The organism is Flavobacterium sp. N2820, assembly GCF_025947285.1.
Classification (GTDB): Bacteria; Bacteroidota; Bacteroidia; order Flavobacteriales; family Flavobacteriaceae; genus Flavobacterium.
The window spans coordinates 2,340,827-2,360,845 of sequence record NZ_CP110008.1; the positions used below are offsets into that span (position 1 = coordinate 2,340,827).

Below are 20,019 nucleotides of genomic sequence, written 5' to 3' on the forward strand. Positions count from 1 at the left end.
AAAGGTAATAAATTCCTTCACAAACAGTAAAAAAACACTTTAAAACGCTTTAAAATGATTTTTACTTGTTTTTTAGCACATAAATATGCGAAGAAAACTCTTTTTTGAACAATCCAGAAAGATTTGAAATCAAACCTATAAAAAACCCAGAAACAAAATTCATTTTTCCTGTTTTGTATTTTTCAGATAAAAGTGAAACATAAAAACTATCAAACCACATTGGTTTAACATCTTCTAGGTTCATGTTTTGTTTGTCGAATAATTTTTCGATAGCTGTTTTTGAAAAATGCCACAAATGTCTTGGCACATCATAAGCGGCCCAAAATGCTCCGTAATGTTTTGCATCGTACGATTTGAAATTTGGAACCGCAATGATAATTGTTCCTGAAGGTTTTAATAATCGTTTCAATTCAGCTACTTGATGTTCGACATCTGGAACATGTTCTAAAACATGCCACATCGTTATCACATCAAATGAATTGCTTTCTAGTTTTTCAATCGTATCCCCAAACTTAATTCCTTTACCTAAAGCAATTCCTTTTGCTTTATCGTTAGGTTCAATCCCAAGAATTTCCCAATTTTGATTTTTTGCTTCTAAAAGAAAATCACCTGTTCCAGCACCAATATCTAAAATTCTTCCCTTTAGAGGTTGGTACGAATGAATTAAACTCACTTTTTTACGAATAGCATTTCTTTTTACGAAATGATACATTTTTTCAAACAACGTCCGTTTTCCATCCGTGTGCGAAATATAATCTTCAAATTCATAATATGAACCTAGTTTATCCAAAGTAGGTTGCGGATGTGTTTTTAAGAGTTGGTATTCTTCATTTAACAACAAGGAAAAAGATTCTCCGGAAACTGAAAAATCTTTAACGGTAATAAAACTTTTATCTTCTAAAAAATTCATTTATTTTATTTTTATGCGAAAGGGTTATTTTAATAGGGTTAGCAGCGTTGTTTCACGTGAAACATTTTTTACTGAATACTAAAAACTGAACACTGAATACTTTCTTATCTTCCCATGTATATTAACAACACCGAAATATCACTCGGTGAAACTCCGCTAATACGAGAAGCTTGTGCGATAGTTCGAGGTCGTATTTTATTTAATTTTTGTTTGGCCTCAATTGAAATCGATTGAATTTTATCGAAATTAAAATTATCTGGAATAATCATATCTTCTAAACGAGTCAACTTATCCGCATTGTTTTTTTCCTTTTCGATGTAACCAGAATATTTTACTTGAATTTCGGCTTGTTCAACAACTTCGCGATCCAAATCATGTTCTTCAATGTAAGCAGCTACTTTTTTAAACTTTCTAAAATCTTCCAAATCCAATTGCGGACGAGAAAAGACTTTAAACATTTTATCGGGTTGACTCATTGGAGCAGAACCTTTAGCTTCCAAAATTGGATTTGCTTCTTCAGGTTTTAAACTTGTTTCTTTAAAGAAATTCACCATCGCATCCGATTGTGAAAATTTTTGTTCCATACGAATCAAACGGTCTTCTTTCGCTAAACCAATTTCAAATGCTTTAGGTGTTAATCTAAAATCAGCATTATCTTGACGCAATAATGTTCTGTATTCAGCACGAGAAGTAAACATTCGATAGGGTTCTTCTGTGCCTTTTGTAATCAAATCGTCGATAAGAACACCGATGTAAGCCTCATCTCTTTTTAATATAAATGGCTCTCTATTTTGCACTTTTAACGCTGCATTTATTCCTGCCATTAATCCTTGAGAAGCCGCTTCTTCATAACCTGTGGTTCCATTAATTTGTCCTGCAAAATACAAACCTTCTACTAATTTAGTTTCTAAAGTGTGTTGCAATTGTGTAGGAGGGAAGTAATCGTATTCAATAGCATAACCAGGTCTGAAAAATTTCACATGCTCAAATCCAGTTACGGAACGCAATGCTTTAAACTGAACATCTTCTGGTAATGAAGTTGAAAATCCGTTGATGTAATATTCACATGTTGTCCAACCTTCAGGTTCAACAAAAAGCTGGTGACGTTCTTTATCTGCAAAACGGTTAATCTTATCTTCAATCGAAGGACAATATCTTGGGCCAAGACTTTTTATTCTTCCGTTAAACATTGGACTACGATCAAAACCTTCACGTAAAATATCATGCACTTCTAATGAAGTATAAGACATCCAACAAGAACGTTGTGTTTTTAATGGGGCGGTTAAATTAGAATACGAGAATTTCTCTGGAACTTCATCACCAGGCTGTTCAGTCATTTTAGAAAAATCCAAAGAACGGCCATCAACACGTGGAGGCGTTCCGGTTTTCATTCTTCCTGATTCAAAACCAAGTTTCACTAAATCTTCTGTAATTCCAAAAGAAGCACTTTCACCTGCACGGCCACCACCGAATTGTTTGTCACCAATATGAATCAAACCGTTCAAAAAAGTCCCGTTTGTCAACACAACTGACTTTGCTTTAATTTCAACTCCAAGCGAAGTTTTGACTCCAACAATCTTTCCGTTCTCAGCTATAATTCCAGCCACCATTTCTTGATAGAAATCCAAGTTAGGTGTATTCTCCAACATCGTTCTCCACTCATCCGAAAAACGCATTCTGTCAGATTGCACTCTTGGCGACCACATCGCAGGACCTTTTGATTTATTCAACATCTTGAATTGAATCGCTGTCTTGTCTGAAACAATTCCGGAATATCCGCCTAACGCATCGATTTCACGCACAATTTGTCCTTTTGCAATTCCACCCATAGCAGGATTACACGACATCTGCGCAATGTTTTGAAGATTCATTGTCACCAAAAGGGTAGAGCACCCCATATTGGCAGCAGCGGCAGCAGCTTCACAACCGGCGTGACCAGCACCCACAACAATTACATCATATTGATTTAAAAACATCTTTATAAATATTATGTTCCACGTGAAACATTTAAAAAACTTTAGTTTATACGCTTAATGTTCCACGTGAAACATTTGCATTTTTTCTTCTTCTTTAGAACGCATCAAAGCTTCATCTTTAGGTGACTTATCTTTGTATCCACAATAGTGCAAGACACCGTGCGACAATACACGTTTTAGTTCATCATCAAAAGGAACGTTAAAATCATTCGCATTATCCTTAACTCGTTCTACAGAAACGAAAATATCGCCTTGTAATACATTTCCTACCGTGTAATCAAAACTGATGATGTCTGTTAATGTATCATGATCTAAATATTCTACATTAATTTTATGTAAGTAATCGTCATCACAAAAGATATAATTGATTTCGCCTTCATCAAATCCTTCGGATTCAATTATACGAGAAATCCAATCTTCATATTGGGCTTCATTATCGAGTTTGAAATCTGTTTCGTAATTAAAACTAATCATTGCTTTTAAAATAGTTTTGAACCTTCTGGTTAAAATTGGGTTGCAAAGGTAAGCTTTGTCTATTTAATATTTCAACACTATTTAGATATTCTTTTACTTCCTTAGAAAGTGGAGTAGAAGAACCGTTATAGTTTTTTTCATTAGCTTTTGACTGACGCTTTGTGTCTTCACCTTGTTGTTGAATAGCGTTTTCTAATTTTAAAAGTTCATGTTTTAAATTTAACATCTTTTGAAGTGTTTCGTTTTTAAAACCTTTGTTGATTAGTTGCTTTTCAATCTCTTTCATTTGATTTAAAGCATTCATACCTTGATTAGACATTCCTTCTTTTTCTAAGGCTTTTTGAAGTGCATCACGTAATTGTCTTTGTTCTTTAAGAATTTCTAAAACTTTTCCAGCATTACCTTCCGAACCATTTTCGCCTTCTTGATTTCCTTCACCAGATTGACCTTTACCTTCTTTACCTTGTTGCTTTCCTTCACCTGGTTTGTCACCTGGTTTGTCTCCAGGCTTATCCCCAGGCTTCATGCCTTCTTTCATTTTCTCACCCAAACCATCTTGTTTTTTTATAATATCTGGCAATTGCATTCCTTTCCCTTGACCTTTTCCTGGCGATGGTTTTCCTTGACCTTGTCCTTGTGCTTCCATACTCATTTGGCTTTGCACATTGCTCAAAAAATCAGCTAGACGGTTAGCAGAAGTTAAAACATATTGTTGGTGTGAAACTCCTTTCGCAATGTTGTTATCAGCTAATGTTTCTAAACTCTTATCTAAATTATAGTGGATCTCACCTATTTCTTTTAAAATAGTTTCTGATATTTTAGGATTTCGCAAGGAAACTGCAAACAAACTGTCATCTACATGTTTGAACTGTAACTTCAAATCTTGTTGTTTTTTTAGCACTTTGTTCAACTCCAAAGAACGAGTTTGAGTAGCATTAGTAGTTTTAATTAATTTTTCTTCGTCAAATGAAAAAGCCAATAAATTATCTAAAATTTGACGAAGTACTTTTGCGTCTTCTTGCATTTGATCCATTTCACCAGCAGCCATAGAAGCAGCCATCTTTTTACCCATTTGTTTCATTTTTGAAGCAGCGGATTTTTGCTTAGGTTTGGCTTTCTGTTGGTTTTGTTTTTGCAATTCATCTGTGGCTTTCTCTAAATCTTCTTTAACATCTTCCTGTTCGTTTTTGTCATTAGGAATGTCCATAGGAGCTTTTAAATCTTGATTTTCTTTGTCTAATTCTTGAAGTTCCTTTTGAATGTCCTCAAATTCTTTATTGATTTCATCCTGGTTTTTTTTTGTGTTTTCTTTAGCATCTTCAGAAAGTTTATCTTGTTTTTCCGAAAGCTTATCTAATTTATCTGCGATTTGTTCTGCTTTTTTTTCAACATAAAAACGTTTAGTTAACTCAACTAGCTGTTCTAAATTCTGCTTTTGATTTTTTGCATTTTGTTTCAATTTATCCGCTTTATCAAAAAGTTCTTCCTTTTCTAGTTTCTTGGAAAGTTCTTCCAATTCCTTTAACAACTTTTCGTTTTTTTCAGATTGCTTTTCAGCTTCTTCTAATCTTCTTAGCAATTCTTCTTTTTCCTTATCTAGTGATTTTGGATTGAACTCTTCTAAATTCTCAGATAACTTTTTTGTAAATTCTTTCATCATTTCGTCTTGTTGTTTTTGACGATTGATAAAATCTTCTACTTTCTTTTGGTCTTTGAAATCTAAAGTAGATTTTTCTTTATTTATTTTTTGTAATTTATCCAATTCAGAAATTTGTTTTTCTTGATTTTGAAGCGATTTTTCTAAACTATTAATATTTTCATTCTGCTCTTGCAGCTGTTTGTCTTCTTTTTGATCTTCAGTCAATTCATAATGAAGAAAAACAGAAGATTTTGTGCTTTTATAGTTGTTAACTAAATCATTATCAAACACTTCAAAGTAATATTCATAATTTACACCTTCTTCAATCGATAAACCATTAGGAAACGAATAAATAAACTGATCCACCGCTTGCTTATTGATTGCTAAATTCGCTTTTCGTATTGCAGAAGGATTTCCTTTTGGATAAAAAATAACTTGTAACTTCGATAAACCATGATCATCGGCAACTTGACCAATCATCATTTTGGATTTTAACTTTAATGAATCTGGGGCAATTTGAACAGAAATTGTAGGAAATTGATCTTTAATAGTTGCGATTTGATACGACAATTTTTCAAACTCATTAATGTTTCTATTCGATGTAATTACTTCGTAACTCAAATTGTCCATAATTCTTCTTGAAAGTGAAAAATTATTCTCTTTAGATGCAAAAACACTCACTTGATTGTTCGTTTTAAAACTAACTTTATCAGTCGCTAAAGCGTTAATTCTCCAATTGACAACAGTTCCCTCTGGAACAACGGCGTTGCCAGTTCCTTGAATCACTTCCGATTTTTTACCTAAATAAGAAGGGTATTGTAACACCATTTCGAAGTTGGCAATCGTTGGTACATCCACGACTTTAATCTGATACTCTTTTGAATTTAAACCATTCGCTTGAAGTGAAAAATCGACATCTTTAGACAATTTAGAAAAAGTATATTCGAAAACACCAGGTTTTGTGCTTTGTAAAAAATATTCTTCGTCACCAATTTGAATGGCAATATTTTCAGGCATCACTTTTCCCTGAGTTTTGACTTGTAACACAAAATCGGAATTCTGTTGTGCTGTTAATGATTTATTCAATACTACAAATTCAAATGGTGCAGGAGGAGCATATTTAGTTTGAAAGTGCACAACACGATCAAAACTATTGGAAATCACAGCAGAATTTCCAGTCACGAAAAACAAAATCAATAATAAAATAGGTAGAATTGCATAAGGTAATAACTTTTTATTTTTAGCAAAATTCACCGCGTTTGAAAAAGGAATGGGTTGCAAAGAAGCTGCTTTTTGTTCGATAGACGCTGCTAATAATTCAGAATTTTGGTTTTGATTCGCTAATTGTAGAAAGTTCAACAATTTATCTTGTACTTCTGAAAAGTGATTTCCAATGATTCGGGAGGCTTGTTCGTAATTGATTCCTTGTTGTAATTTAAATAATTTAAACAGCGGAAAAGCAATGAATCGAAACAATAAAAACGATTCAACACCAACAAACAACCAGAACAAAATGGTTCTTCCGGATGTGGATAACCACAAAAAGTATTCGATCAATAAGGTAAAAATAAAATACAACAAGCCTAATCCGATGAAAAGAATAACCCCTTTTATCAGTTCGTTGGTGTAAAACTTTTTAATAAACGCTTCGAGTTTATCGAAAATGATGCCTTTTGCTTCCAAAATTGTTGATATACTGTTTATAACCGATAAAAATACAACATCTTGTGTGATTAGTCAATAGGTTTTTAGTGAAACTTAACATTTGTAGAATAGGATTGTTAATAACCATAAGAATTTCTAAATACTAAATTCTTACTTCTAAATTGTAATCGTATCTTTGCACAAAATTTAATGAAATGTCAGTAAGAGTAAGATTTGCACCAAGTCCAACAGGACCTTTGCATATTGGTGGTGTTCGTACCGCTTTATTCAATTATTTATTTGCCAAAAAACATGGTGGTACTTTCTATTTACGTATTGAAGATACCGATCAAACCCGTTTTGTTCCAGGAGCAGAAGCCTATATTTTTGAAGCTTTAGAATGGTTAGGAATTGCACCAGAAGAAACCGTAGGGAAAAACGAAAAATTTGGACCTTATCGTCAAAGCGAACGTAAAGCGATGTACCAACAATATGCGGACCAATTGATTAATTCAGGTTGGGCGTATTATGCTTTTGATACGGCAGATAGTTTAGATCTAATGCGAAAAGAAGCAGAAGCAAATGGAAACACGTTTATTTACAATCATTCGGTTAGAGAACAATTGGATAACTCGTTGACGGTTTCACGTGAAAAAGTGGCGGAACGAATTGCAAATGGAGAACACTATGTCATCCGTTTTAAAACACCTGTGAATGAAATTTTAGAATTAAAAGACATCATTCGTGGCGATATTAAATTTGATACGAATTTATTAGACGATAAAGTATTATTCAAATCGGATGGAATGCCAACCTATCATTTAGCAAATATTGTGGATGACCATTTAATGGAAACTTCGCATGTGATTCGTGGTGAAGAATGGTTGCCATCGATGCCATTGCATGTTTTATTATACAAAGCTTTTGGTTGGAACGCACCAGAATTTGCACATTTACCATTGATTTTAAAACCAATTGGAAACGGAAAATTATCAAAACGTGATGGCGATAAAATGGGATTCCCAGTATTTCCTTTAGAATGGAAAACGGATGAAGGTGTTTCATCAGGTTATAGAGAAAACGGATTTTTCCCTGAAGCGGTGATCAACTTTTTAGCTTTATTAGGTTGGAATGACGGTACCGAACAAGAGATTTTCTCCTTAGAAGAATTGGTAGAAAAATTTGATTTGAACCGAATTCACAAAGCAGGAGCGAAGTTTGACCCTGAGAAAAACAAATGGTTCAATCATCAGTATTTACAAAAGCAAAGTGATGCGAGTTTAGCAGAAAGCTTTAAAACTATTTTAGATAAAAAAGGAATCTCAACTTCTCTTGATTTAACAAAAGTTGTTTCTTTAATAAAAGAAAGAGCGCATTTTGTAAATGAATTTTGGGATTTAGCCGATTATTTCTTTGAAGCGCCAACAACTTACGACGAAAAAGCAGCTAAAAACTGGAAAGAGGAAACACCAGGTTTAATGCATCAAGTAATTTCGGAATTAAACAAGATTGAAGATTTTACTTCAGTTACTATCGAAACGTTGTTAAAAGAATGGATGACAGCTAACGAAATTGGAATGGGGAAAGTAATGCAACCGTTACGATTGAGTTTAGTAGGCGCACTAAAAGGCCCACATTTATTCGACATTATCGAAATGATAGGAAAAGAAGAAACAGTAAAAAGAATAGAAAAAGCGATTGCTAGTTTATAAAAGAAAAGCCCTGATAATTCAGGGCTTTTTTATTAAAGATAAATCGTAATCTGACCACTAATCAAACCAATATTTCCTTTCATTTTTTCGCCAAGTAATTTTACGTTGTCATTGTTTTTAAGGTTTCCGAAGAAGTTGGTTACTCCATATTGATAGCCAATTCTTGCCCTTACATTTTTGATTCCGCCGTTGATTCCAACGTAGAAATTAGCGTTGATTTTTGAAACATCTACAATGTCTTTGGCCATTAAACCGGGTTGGTCTAACAATAAATTGGTTTCGTCGTCTTTATCAAGTCCTAGTTTTCCGTTGACTTGTAAAACTGGACCAAATTCTAAATTCAAATGGTCTTCAATTGCCACATAACTTGGAACAATATAAATTTGAACCGCCGACATTTTAAAATTTGTTTGTGTCTGTAACAATCCTTTTTGTGTTGGAATCGAGAAATTACTATCGGTAAAAAACATCCCAAAACTCATTTGCCAGTTGTTATAATAATTTCCTCTAACACTTAAACCACCAATCCAACCACTTTCTGGAGTTATGGTAAAATTATCCGTATAAATATTTAATTGGGTTAAACCCGCACCAATTCCTATTCGGTTACTGTCTTTATTACCGCGTTGTGCGATTACAACACTAGAAATCATTAAGAATATAACAACTAATTTCTTCATTTATATATTTTTAGGAGGCAAAAATAGGGTTTGTAAAATTGTTTTTGTAACTTTTTACTTTAAAAAGCGTATAACTATAAATCTAAAAACTAAACATTATGGAGTTTATTATGTTTCCAATTATTTTCGTTGGATTAATTGTTCTTTTTTCTTCTTTTTTTACCGTAAAACAACAAATTGTTGCGGTTGTGGAACGTTTTGGAAAATTTCACAGTATTCGTAATTCGGGATTACATTTAAAAATTCCAATTGTGGATAGAATTGCAGGAAAAGTAAACTTAAGAATTCAACAATTAGATGTTATCATCGAAACCAAAACTAAAGATAACGTATTCGTTAAAATGAAAGTTTCGGTTCAGTTTAAAGTGTTACAAGAAAAAGCATACGAAGCGTTTTATAAATTAGAATATCCACACGATCAGATTACGTCTTATGTATTTGATGTAGTGCGTGCTGAAGTTCCAAAATTAAAACTAGACGACGTTTTTGAGCGTAAAGATGATATCGCAGTAGCAGTAAAACGTGAGTTAAACGAAGCAATGACTACTTATGGATATGACATTATCAATACGTTAATCACGGATATTGATCCAGATATTCAAGTTAAAAATGCGATGAACCGTATTAACGCAGCTGACCGTGAAAAAACAGCAGCAGAATACGAAGCAGAAGCTGGAAGAATCAGAATTGTTGCCAAAGCAAAAGCTGAAGCAGAAAGTAAAAGACTTCAAGGTCAAGGTATTGCTGACCAAAGAAGAGAAATTGCTCGTGGTTTAGTAGAATCTGTAGATGTGTTGAACAAAGTGGGAATTAATTCTCAAGAAGCATCGGCTTTAATTGTTGTAACACAACATTATGACACTTTACAAGCAATTGGTGCAGATGCAAATAGTAATTTAATTTTATTACCAAATTCACCTCAAGCTGGAAGTGATATGTTAAACAATATGGTAGCTTCCTTTAGTGCATCAAACCAAGTGGGTGAAATGATGAAAAAAGGAAACATCAAAAAAGTTTCTAAGAAACATCAAAAAGACGAATTTGGAACTGAAGAATCTGAAGAAGTATAAATAGGTGTTGAACTAAATTCAACATGTCAAAACAAAAACCATCAATTTTTAATTGGTGGTTTTTTTATTTCTAAAACTGAACGTTTTAATAAATGTTAACAGGTGGGAAATATATAAGATAATAGTAAAATTATGTAATAAATTGACATATAAATAATTAACCTTTGTAGGTATTTAACAAATCAAAAAAATTATGCCATTAATTAATATTTTAATCGTTCTTATAATAGTTGGTTTCCTGCTTTGGTTAGTAAACAATTACATTCCTATGGATGGTAAAATCAAAAAAATAGTCAACATTATTGTTTTAATTGTTGTGGTTATTTGGGTACTGAAGGCTTTTGGGCTTTTAAGCAAACTTACCAGCATACAAGTATAACTATTTCAAAAATTAATAAATAATATCATATGAATCTCAAAAGAATCTTTGGCGCCGTACTTACTATACTTGGAATTGTTGGACTTATCTATGCCGCTTATCTATTTGTAAATACTGGCGGAACTACAGAAAATATTAAAATGCTAGCAACGTATGGAATTTTAGGTCTTGTATTTTTTATTTCAGGAATCAATCTTGTTCGTACAACAAAAGATGAAGCTTAATCGTTTTTGAATCAAAATTAAGACAACTTGAAATTTTGCATTAATCTCTTTTTATCTTTCACAAAAAGTAAATGATGAAAAAATAATTTACCGGAGTTAAAATTCAAAAATCAAGGTAAAAAGAATCAAAAATTGAAATAAGCCAATTTCAGACCATTTTTTACATGAAGATGTAAAAACACATTGGCTAAAAAAGTTTTTTTCTTACAATTTATTTATGAAAGCCACTTTTTTAAGTTTTTAATTATTAAAATTAAATTTTTGATAGATTTTTATAATGATAATGAAATATTATAAAATAAAAATTATTGATTAGTATAACTTATATTAAATAAAAAAACCTACAAGGAAAAATACCTTGTAGGTTTAATGTCTTAATACAAAAATCTTAATGCTTTTTTATTGTTCTGAAATTTTTGCCCAAGTATCTCTAAGTCCAACTGTTTTGTTGAAAACTAATTTTTCAGCGGTTGAATCTCTATCCACACAAAAATAACCTAAACGTTGAAATTGAAAATGATCTAATTCTTTTGAAGTAACTAAACTTGGTTCAACATAACCCGTAATTACTTTTAATGAATTTGGATTGATGAATTCTTTAAAATCAACTTCTTTGTCTTTATCTGGACTTTCATTGGTAAATAATCGATCATACACACGAACTTCTGCTTCTTTTGCATGAGGAATCGAAACCCAATGAATGGTTCCTTTTACTTTTCTTTGGCTGGCTTCTGTACCACTTCCTGATTTAGAATCTACATCATAAGTAGCATGAATTTCGGTAATATTGCCGTTTTCATCTTTTATAACTGATTCACCTTTAATGATATACGCATTTTTCAAACGCACTTCAGTTCCTAAAGTTAATCGGAAAAATTTCTTGTGAGCTTCTTCTTGAAAATCTTCTCTTTCGATATATAATTCTTTAGAAAAGGGCACTTTTCTAAAGGTCATTACTTCTTCTTCCGGATTATTTTCAGCTTCTAACCACTCTTCTTGATTTTCAGGATAATTTGTAATTACTAATTTCACTGGATCTAAAACCGCCATTACACGAGGTGCAATTTTGTTCAAATCTTCACGAACACAAAATTCTAAAAGCGAAACATCAATCAAATTATCGCGTTTTGCAATTCCGATTGTATTAGCAAAATTTACGATAGCATTTGGCGTATAACCACGTCTTCTCATTCCAGAAATCGTACTCATTCGTGGATCATCCCAGCCTGTAACATGCTTTTCTTCAACTAATTGCAATAATTTACGTTTAGAAACAACCGTATGTGATAAATTTCTACGCGCAAATTCTCTTTGTTTTGGGCGCACCTTTGTTGGGTCATAAATTTGATTTAAAAACCAATCATATAATTCACGGTGAGGCAAGAATTCTAACGTACAAAATGAATGCGAAATTTGCTCTAAATAATCACTTTCACCATGTGCCCAGTCGTACATTGGATAAATACACCAATCATTTCCTGTTCTATGGTGATGTGCGTGCATGATACGGTAAATAATAGGATCACGCATCAACATATTGTTAGCGCCCATCGAAATTTTAGCACGTAAAACGTGAGTTCCTTTTTCGAACTCTCCGTTTTTCATGCGTGTAAATAAGTCTAAATTTTCTTCGATAGAACGATTTCTGTAAGGAGAATCGGTTCCTGCTTGCGTAGGAGTTCCTTTTTGTTGCGCCATTTCTTCCGAAGTTTGGCTGTCTACATACGCTTTATCTTTTTTGATTAATTCCACCGCCCAATCATACAATTGTTGAAAATAATCAGAAGCATAACATTCTTTATCCCATTTAAAACCAAGCCATTCTACATCGCGTTTAATCGCATCCACATATTCTTGCTCTTCTTTAGATGGATTGGTATCGTCGAAACGAAGGTTTACTGGTGCTTTGTAATCGATTCCTAAACCAAAATTTAAGCAAATTGCACTGGCATGACCCACGTGTAAATAGCCATTTGGTTCGGGTGGAAAGCGAAAACGTAATTTATCTGCTGACAAACCATTTTTTAAATCTTCTTCAATGATTTGTTCTATAAAATTCAATGATTTTTCTTCTGTTGACATAGTATCAAAAATTTATGCAAAGATATATAAAGTTTCATGGTTTAATACCTTAAAAATGGCTAAAAATTGGTAAATTTGGTATATAATAAAAGAAAAAATGGGAACTATTAAATTACAAAATATCAGAACATTCTCTTATCATGGTTGTTTGATAGAAGAAGGAAAAATTGGGTCAGATTATAGTGTAGATTTAGAAATTAAAACCGATTTGCGCAAATCTTCTCAAACAGATGAATTGGCTGATACCGTTGATTATGTGTTGTTGAATAAAATTGTAGTGGAAGAAATGGCGATTCGCTCTAAATTATTAGAACATGTTGCCCAACGCATTATTACCAGATGTTTTGCTGAAATTCCGTCAATTTCTCGAATAAAATTAGCAGTTTCAAAACTAAATCCGCCAATTGGAGGTGATGTGGAAGCCGTTACTATTGAAATGGAAGAGTTTAGAAATTAAAAAACGTGTCAATCTGAATTTATTTCAATTTATAATATCATTATCTAATTTTGAGATGCTCAAACGAGTTCAGCATGACAATAAAACTTCTTTTAATCAATTCTATAAGCTCTTTTCTTATATAAATTACTTGAAGCCACAATATGTGCTAAAGCATCTTTTGCTAATTCTTTATTTAGGGTTACAGGAATTAATTCTGTATCGCTTTTTACTTTAAATTGTAGTGGTTTTGCATTGGGATTTAAAATTACAATATCATCTTCAACTCTAAAAGCGTATGTTTCATGAAACAACATTATGGTTCTTCCTTTAGTTCCTTTTGGTAATTTTAGCAAATTTCTTCCTGCCATTGGTGATTTGGTGGTAATTCCAGATAACGCTAAAATAGTTGATGGTATATCCATTTGACTTGCCAAATTATCATAGGTAATTCCTCTCTCAACATTTGGTGCAATGATTAAAGCAGGAATATGAAATTTGTTCACTGGAACTAAATTTTTACCATACGTTCTGGTATTATGATCGGCTATGACTACAAAAATAGTGTTTTTGTAATAGGCTTCTTTTTTTGCTAATTCAAAGAATTTACCAATGGAAAAATCGGCATACTTCATGGCGTTATTTACTGTATTTTTCTTTTTATCGAAAAGTTGAATTCTTCCATCAGGAAACTCAAAAGGCTCATGATTTGAAGTTGAAAACATCAAGGAAAAGAACGATTTATTGCCTAAACTTTTAAAATATTCATTGGCTTTAACCGCTAAATCTTCATCCGAATATCCCCAAGTTCCTTTCATAGCATGTTTTTTTCCATCGGAATCAAAATCAGTTTCATCGATAATATTTTTGAAGCCATTTCCATTAAAAAATGAAGCCATATTATCAAAATTTGCCATTCCACCATAAATGAAACTCGTATCATAATTTTGACGACTAAAAGCATCAGCCAACGTAAAAAATCCTTGTTGTGAACCACTTAATTTTACAATACTTTCAGAAGGGTTGGGTAAAAACCCAGAAGTTACTGCTTCAATACCTCTTACACTTCGAGTTCCGGTACAATATAATTTGGTAAATAATACACCTTCTTTAGTTAATTCATCAAATTCAGGTGTAAGTTTTAAACCGTGTAAACTACCAACATATTCTGCTCCTAAACTTTCTTCTAATAGAATAACTACATTATATTTAGGTTGAGTAACTTCAGGCTTTTGAATATGTAAAAAAGGAACTTCTCCTGGAATAAATTCAGTTACATCCATATATTTTTTTACACGAGTGTACGCTTCTAATTCATCCATTTTACCATACTTTTTAACATCGCCTTCATTCTTCATTGAATACGCTGCAAAAGCCACAGTATAGAATGAATTTAACCCTAATGAATTTGTCATTTGATCAGAACAAAAAATGGCGTTACTCGCATTAATTGGGCGTTTTGATGTTAAACTTCCTCTTGAACCAAAGAATAACAAAAAAGCTACTACAGGAAATAAAATTAATTTAGTTTTATAATTACTTTCAATTGGATTAAATGCCTTTTTTCCAAATTTGAAAGCATAAAACAATGCAACTCCTAATAAAATAGTAGTAATTATCAAAGACGGTAAATAACTTTTAAATAGTGTTCCAACAACTTCTTTGGGATAAATTAAATAATCTAAAAACAAACGATTAGGACGCGTGTCATATTGATTAATAAAGTCTAATGTTGCTAACTCTGTCAATAGAATTAGGAACAAAAAGAAAATGAAATATATATTGAAGAACTTGCTTGTTCTATTTAAAAAACGATTTGGTAAAAAAGTAATAAGAACAAATGGAAGAAAACTTATATAGCAAAGCAGAATTAAATCAAAACGCAGTCCAATACTAAATAATTGAAAATAATTTTCAGTTTCGATAACTCTTTCGTTAAAGATTGTAAATAAAAAAATTCTATTTAATGTTAAAATAAGTAATCCAATTAAAATAAAATTAAAAACAGGCTTTAAATAATAGATTTTTCTCATTTTTTATTGTAAATATTTAGTGAATCAAAAGTATTATAATAATATTTACAAATAGAAATTATAGCTTAATATTTACTTAATATTTTGGATAAGTAGAAATAAAATGTAAATTTGCAGTCCGTTCAAGTAAGGGCGTCGTGGCCGAGCGGCTAGGCAGCGGTCTGCAAAACCGTCTACTCCGGTTCGAATCCGGACGATGCCTCTAAAACCTTCTAAGAAATTAGGAGGTTTTTTTATGGAATAATTTTTAGAAAAAATTAATTAAAAGATATTTCGAATCCGGACTAAGTCTATAAAACCTTCTAAGAAACTAGGGGTTTTTATTGGAAAATTTGAAAATAATTGGTCTTATTGATTTATGTAAACCATCACCAAACATATAATTTGTTTTTATATCTCTTATTAAGATAAAATCATTTTTCTTAACTTTTTTTAATAGTTCTACAACTTCATCAGTAATAACATTACCCTCAATTGTTATAGTATCAAATCTTGGAATTTTTATAGAAAATTGAGTAACTTCAAATTTTACATCAAACAAAAGATCAATGTATTTGATACCAATTTTAGCCTCTCTCGTTTCTTCTAAAGTAAAAATTAAATTCCCTTTAGTACTATATTCTCCATTTAAAGTTCCGATTGGTGCAGGCAATCCTTTAATTCTAAAAACATGTTCTTCAATAACTTTTGAACCATCAAAATATTCTATTTCAACAAATACTGTGGTTTCATTACCAGAACCTGGACGAAGAACATATTTTCCATCCTTTTTTTTGGAAACACCATTGCCATAAATAACATACGATCTAGCATTGTTAACCGCAATAGAAATAGAATTTTCAACACCACGATAGACTACGTTCATTTTATCTAAAGAAACAACACTTCTTGCAGCTGGAATAGTATCTTGAGCGTAAATTGATAAAGAAAATAAAAGGAATAAAATGTATTTCATAGGTTTAAAAATTAGATCCTGAAACGAGTTCAGGATACAAACATTGAAAAATATTATTCAGAAACTGTTGTATTTGGTAACAACTTATTCGTTATCATTTCTTTTTCTTTTGGGAAGAAACCTTGGAGGATAAAAAACAAACCGAAAATTAAAATTACCATACTAATCACTCGTTTGATTTTGTAAATATTTGCTGGAATTAATTTGTGCTTCAATTGTTTTGCTAATAATATTTTTGCAACATCGAAAGCCAAATAAAAAACTAAAATTGAAGCGAAAAAAACAGAAATTCGTGAAGTATTCATTTCCATTTGAGGTCCGTATGTAATGATTATCATCATCCAAAAACCTAAAACACCAATATTGATAAAATTCAATAAAAAACCTTTGAAAAACAAAGCAAAATAATTTTTCTTAGGTATATTATCGTCATCTTGTTCAATTTCTGTTTGTTTTTTGAAATTTCTTTTGAGTTGAATAAACGAAATTAATCCGTAAGCCAACATGATAATCCCACCAATAACAAAAAGTGTTGGATTATCTTTTAATTGTTCTAAAAGTTGATTGGTGCTTAAATAAGCTATCAAAATAAAGATAATATCGCTAAAAACAATTCCTAAATCAAAAGTAAAAGCAGCTCTAAAGCCTTTGGTAATACTGGTTTCAAGTAAAACAAAAAAACCAGGACCAATTGAAAAAGCTAACAAAAGTCCCCAAGGAATTGCGGTAAGTATATCGTGTAAATGCAAATTTTAGTCTCAGTCTCGGTTCTCAGTCGCAGTATTGCAACTAAAAATTGTTAATAGTACGAAAATACAAAAAAAAACTGAAAACTGTGACCGAAAACTGTGACTAACTTTACTTCGCTTGTTCTATCGTTCCTCCAGCTATTTTCTTTTCGTTGATTTGTTTTGGTTTTCCATAGATTATAATTTCACCACCAGCTCTTGTTTTAGCATCTACTAAATCTGTAGCATGCACGTGAGCCATACCGCCAGCGTTTACCGTAACTACTGTTTGTTCTGTTTTACAATCTTGACCATCATATTTTCCACCAGAATTCGATAAAATATCTTGGTTTTTTACTGTTCCTTGGGTGGTTACAATACTTCCTTGTGAAACGCGAACTTGTAATCTATCTGCTTGTAAATTAGTAAGTTTAATTTCTGAACCTTCTTTACAAATGATATCAAAATTAATCGCAGAAATTTCATCTTTTGAAGAAACTCTACTTCCTTCATTCGCTTCAACAGCTTCTAATTTTTTGTAATAAACGGTAGCCGAAACAGCGTCACCACTTAACATTTTTGTCAAAGGCATTCTGATTTTTAATTCGCCATTTTTATTTACCAATTCTACTTCTTGCGAATTTGCTCCTTTTAAAATAATTTTATTTTCTGATGAAGCTACTAAGTTGACATCAATCTTATCAAATGCAGTTATTTTGGTAAAATCACCAACGTTTTTTTCGGTTTGGGCAAAACCTATCGAACTAATTAGTAATAAACTATAAACTATTTTCTTCATTTTCTTTTTTTTTTTATACCTACAATACTATAAATCTTGTAGGAAACTAATCACTTAAAATTACTCTCTCTTTCTTAAATAATGAAAATCCAATTGTTTCTTCACTAAATCGGCGTTTTTTACTTTAACGTAAATTTCGTCTCCTAATTGTAAAATGTTTTTAGAAACTTCACCCACTAGAGCATATTGTTTGTCATCAAATGTGTAATAATCATCTCTAATTTCACGAATTCTAACCATTCCTTCGCATTTGTTTTCAATGATTTCTACATAAATTCCCCATTCGGTTACACCAGAAATTACACCTAAAAACTCTTCATCTTTGTGATCTTGCATGTATTTTACTTGCATGTATTTCACAGAATCGCGTTCGGCTTGAGCCGCTAAACCTTCCATTTGTGAAGAATGCACACATTTTTCTTCATAATCTTCTTCACTTACACTTTTTCCGCCGTCTATGTAATGTTGTAACAAACGGTGTGCCATAACATCTGGATAACGACGAATTGGCGAGGTAAAATGACTATAATAATCAAAAGCTAATCCGTAGTGACCAATGTTTTCAGTTGAATAAGCCGCCTTACTCATACTTCTAATTGTTAATGTATCAACTAAATTTTGTTCTTTTTTACCTTGAACTTCTTCTAATAAATTATTTAACGAACTCGAGATGTCTTTTTTAGATCGGAAATTAATTGAATACCCAAACTTAGCAATCACAGCTTGAAGATTGATTAATTTATCTTCATTAGGTTCATCGTGAATTCTGTAAATAAAGGTTTTCTTTTGTTTTCCAATGAATTCCGCTACTTTTCTATTTGCTAAAAGCATGAATTCTTCAATTAAATGATTGGCATCTTTGCTTTGTTTGAAATAAACTCCAACAGGTTCAGCTGCTTCATTCAAATGAAATTTTACTTCTACTTTATCAAATGAAATTGCTCCGGCTGCCATTCTTTTTCTTCGTAGAATTTTAGCTAATTCATCCATTTTTAAAGTGGCTTCAACTATTGGTTTAGGAACACTATATTCTTTTCCAGTTAATGAAATTTCGGCAGGAATAACGTCTGATTTCGTTTCGATAATATTTTGTGCTTCTTCATACGCAAATCGTTGATCTGAATAGGTTACTGTTCTACCAAACCATGAATCAACTACTTCCGCTTTATTATTTAATTGAAAAACGGCTGAAAAAGTATATTTTTCTTCATGTGGTCGAAGCGAACAAGCAAAATTAGATAATACTTCAGGAAGCATTGGAACTACTCTATCTACCAAATACACCGAAGTTGCTCTATTATAAGCTTCATCATCTAAAATGGTTCCTTCTTGCAAATAATGTGAAACATCAGCAATATGAACTCCTATTTCATAATTTCCATTCTCTAAGATTTGAAACGATAACGCATCATCAAAATCTTTAGCATCTTTTGGGTCAATTGTAAATGTTAAAACATCACGCATATCGCGACGTTTTTTAATTTCTTCTTCTGTTATTGAAGTATCTATTTTATTTGCATACGCTTCCACTTCAATAGGAAAATCATACGGTAAACCATATTCGGCTAAAATTGCATGAATTTCTGTATTGTGTTCTCCTGGTTTTCCTAAAACTTTTATCACAGAACCAAAAGGAGAATCGGCTTTTTTAGGCCAGTCTTCTAAAGTTACTAAAACAACATCTCCATGTTCAGCATCATTAATTTTATTTTTCGGAATAAAAATATCAGTATACATTTTAGCATTTGCAGTAGTAACAAAAGCAAAATTTTTCTGAATATCAATCACGCCAACAAATTCTGTTTTTTTACGTTCTAAAATTTCTAAAACTTCTGCTTCTGGCTTACGAGAACTTCTTCGATTATAAATATATGCTTTTACTTTATCGCCATCTAAGGCATGATTTAAATTAATAAAAGGAACAAAAACATCATCTTCTAATTCATCACAAACAAAATAGCCATTTTTACGAGAAGTCATATCGATAACTCCTTCATAATATTCTGCTTTGGAAATAATTTGATATTTTCCAATTTCAGTTTCATGAATTTTGTCTTGAGCTTTTAAAATTTTTAAATCTCTAATAATTTCGTTGCGGCTTTTCGTATCTGAAAGCTCTAAAACAGCAGCGATTTGTTTATAGTTAAAAGATTTAGAAGGTTCTTTTGAAAGTATTTTAAATATTTGTGCAGTAAAATCTTTTGGTTTATTTCCTAATTTTTTTGGTTTCTTACTCATTGTATCATTTCTAATTAATGCTGAAAGTTACGAAATAGTA

General features: G+C 31.7%; 16 protein-coding genes and 1 tRNA gene. 6 read left to right on the plus strand and 11 right to left on the minus strand.

What is annotated here, in order from left to right; genetic code table 11:
• Nucleotides 1-61 precede the first annotated feature (61 nt).
• The 4 genes from OLM52_RS11000 to OLM52_RS11015 form a co-directional block, all read right to left on the minus strand.
• Entirely contained in the window at nt 62-910 is an 849-nt protein-coding gene (locus OLM52_RS11000) for a class I SAM-dependent methyltransferase (RefSeq protein WP_264548559.1), read from the minus strand.
• Between the two features lie 104 nt (nt 911-1,014).
• Nucleotides 1,015-2,886: a tRNA uridine-5-carboxymethylaminomethyl(34) synthesis enzyme MnmG gene (mnmG, locus tag OLM52_RS11005; RefSeq protein WP_264548560.1), complete on the minus strand. Its 1,872-nt coding sequence runs from the start codon at nt 2,884-2,886 to the stop codon at nt 1,015-1,017.
• A 54-nt stretch (nt 2,887-2,940) separates the two neighbouring features.
• Nucleotides 2,941-3,360, minus strand: coding sequence for an rRNA maturation RNase YbeY (ybeY, locus tag OLM52_RS11010; RefSeq protein WP_264548561.1), 420 nt, complete (start codon nt 3,358-3,360; stop codon nt 2,941-2,943).
• Nucleotides 3,353-6,682 carry a DUF4175 family protein gene (locus tag OLM52_RS11015; RefSeq protein ID WP_264548562.1) on the minus strand — a complete coding sequence of 1,110 codons (3,330 nt, stop codon included), beginning with the start codon at nt 6,680-6,682 and terminating at the stop codon, nt 3,353-3,355. Before OLM52_RS11015 ends, ybeY begins: the two co-directional genes overlap by 8 nt.
• A gap of 176 nt (nt 6,683-6,858) precedes the next feature.
• On the opposite strand from OLM52_RS11015, the gene gltX reads away from it, so the two are divergent.
• Nucleotides 6,859-8,355, plus strand: a complete 1,497-nt coding sequence (gene gltX, locus OLM52_RS11020) for a glutamate--tRNA ligase (protein WP_264548563.1) — start codon at nt 6,859-6,861, stop codon at nt 8,353-8,355.
• Nucleotides 8,356-8,387: 32 nt separating this feature from the next.
• Here gltX and OLM52_RS11025 read toward each other — a convergent pair whose 3' ends face one another.
• Nucleotides 8,388-9,035 carry a PorT family protein gene (locus tag OLM52_RS11025; RefSeq protein ID WP_264548564.1) on the minus strand — a complete coding sequence of 216 codons (648 nt, stop codon included), beginning with the start codon at nt 9,033-9,035 and terminating at the stop codon, nt 8,388-8,390.
• Between the two features lie 98 nt (nt 9,036-9,133).
• Between OLM52_RS11025 and OLM52_RS11030 the strand changes: the two genes are divergently transcribed.
• From OLM52_RS11030 to OLM52_RS11035, 3 genes are all read left to right on the plus strand, one after another.
• Complete coding sequence (locus tag OLM52_RS11030; protein ID WP_264548565.1) at nt 9,134-10,105, plus strand: SPFH domain-containing protein; 972 nt, start codon at nt 9,134-9,136, stop codon at nt 10,103-10,105.
• Nucleotides 10,106-10,298: 193 nt separating this feature from the next.
• Nucleotides 10,299-10,484 (plus strand): Thivi_2564 family membrane protein, encoded by a 186-nt coding sequence (locus OLM52_RS14315; protein WP_319800210.1) that lies wholly within the window; start codon nt 10,299-10,301, stop codon nt 10,482-10,484.
• 29 nt (nt 10,485-10,513) lie between these two features.
• On the plus strand, nt 10,514-10,708 hold the full coding sequence (locus OLM52_RS11035; RefSeq protein WP_264548566.1) for a hypothetical protein: 195 nt from the start codon (nt 10,514-10,516) through the stop codon (nt 10,706-10,708).
• A 399-nt stretch (nt 10,709-11,107) separates the two neighbouring features.
• Here OLM52_RS11035 and OLM52_RS11040 read toward each other — a convergent pair whose 3' ends face one another.
• Entirely contained in the window at nt 11,108-12,790 is a 1,683-nt protein-coding gene (locus OLM52_RS11040; RefSeq protein ID WP_264548567.1) for a glutamine--tRNA ligase/YqeY domain fusion protein, read from the minus strand.
• A 97-nt stretch (nt 12,791-12,887) separates the two neighbouring features.
• Between OLM52_RS11040 and folB the strand changes: the two genes are divergently transcribed.
• Entirely contained in the window at nt 12,888-13,247 is a 360-nt protein-coding gene (gene folB / locus OLM52_RS11045) for a dihydroneopterin aldolase (protein WP_153200039.1), read from the plus strand.
• A 92-nt stretch (nt 13,248-13,339) separates the two neighbouring features.
• Here folB and OLM52_RS11050 read toward each other — a convergent pair whose 3' ends face one another.
• The gene (locus OLM52_RS11050; protein ID WP_264548568.1) at nt 13,340-15,259 is read right to left on the minus strand and encodes an LTA synthase family protein; all 1,920 of its coding nucleotides are present in this window, start codon (nt 15,257-15,259) and stop codon (nt 13,340-13,342) included.
• Between the two features lie 131 nt (nt 15,260-15,390).
• On the opposite strand from OLM52_RS11050, the gene OLM52_RS11055 reads away from it, so the two are divergent.
• Nucleotides 15,391-15,461: transfer RNA gene (locus OLM52_RS11055), tRNA-Cys, on the plus strand.
• 108 nt (nt 15,462-15,569) lie between these two features.
• On the opposite strand, the gene OLM52_RS11060 is transcribed toward OLM52_RS11055, so the two are convergent.
• The 4 genes from OLM52_RS11060 to rnr all read right to left on the minus strand — a co-directional run bounded on the left by OLM52_RS11060 (nt 15,570) and on the right by rnr (nt 19,979).
• Nucleotides 15,570-16,214, minus strand: coding sequence for a GldM family protein (locus OLM52_RS11060; RefSeq protein WP_264548569.1), 645 nt, complete (start codon nt 16,212-16,214; stop codon nt 15,570-15,572).
• Nucleotides 16,215-16,267: 53 nt separating this feature from the next.
• Nucleotides 16,268-16,963: a LysE family translocator gene (locus tag OLM52_RS11065; protein WP_264548570.1), complete on the minus strand. Its 696-nt coding sequence runs from the start codon at nt 16,961-16,963 to the stop codon at nt 16,268-16,270.
• 109 nt (nt 16,964-17,072) lie between these two features.
• Entirely contained in the window at nt 17,073-17,741 is a 669-nt protein-coding gene (locus tag OLM52_RS11070; protein ID WP_264548571.1) for a head GIN domain-containing protein, read from the minus strand.
• A 60-nt stretch (nt 17,742-17,801) separates the two neighbouring features.
• Nucleotides 17,802-19,979, minus strand: coding sequence for a ribonuclease R (gene rnr / locus OLM52_RS11075; RefSeq protein WP_264548572.1), 2,178 nt, complete (start codon nt 19,977-19,979; stop codon nt 17,802-17,804).
• Nucleotides 19,980-20,019 lie beyond the last annotated feature (40 nt).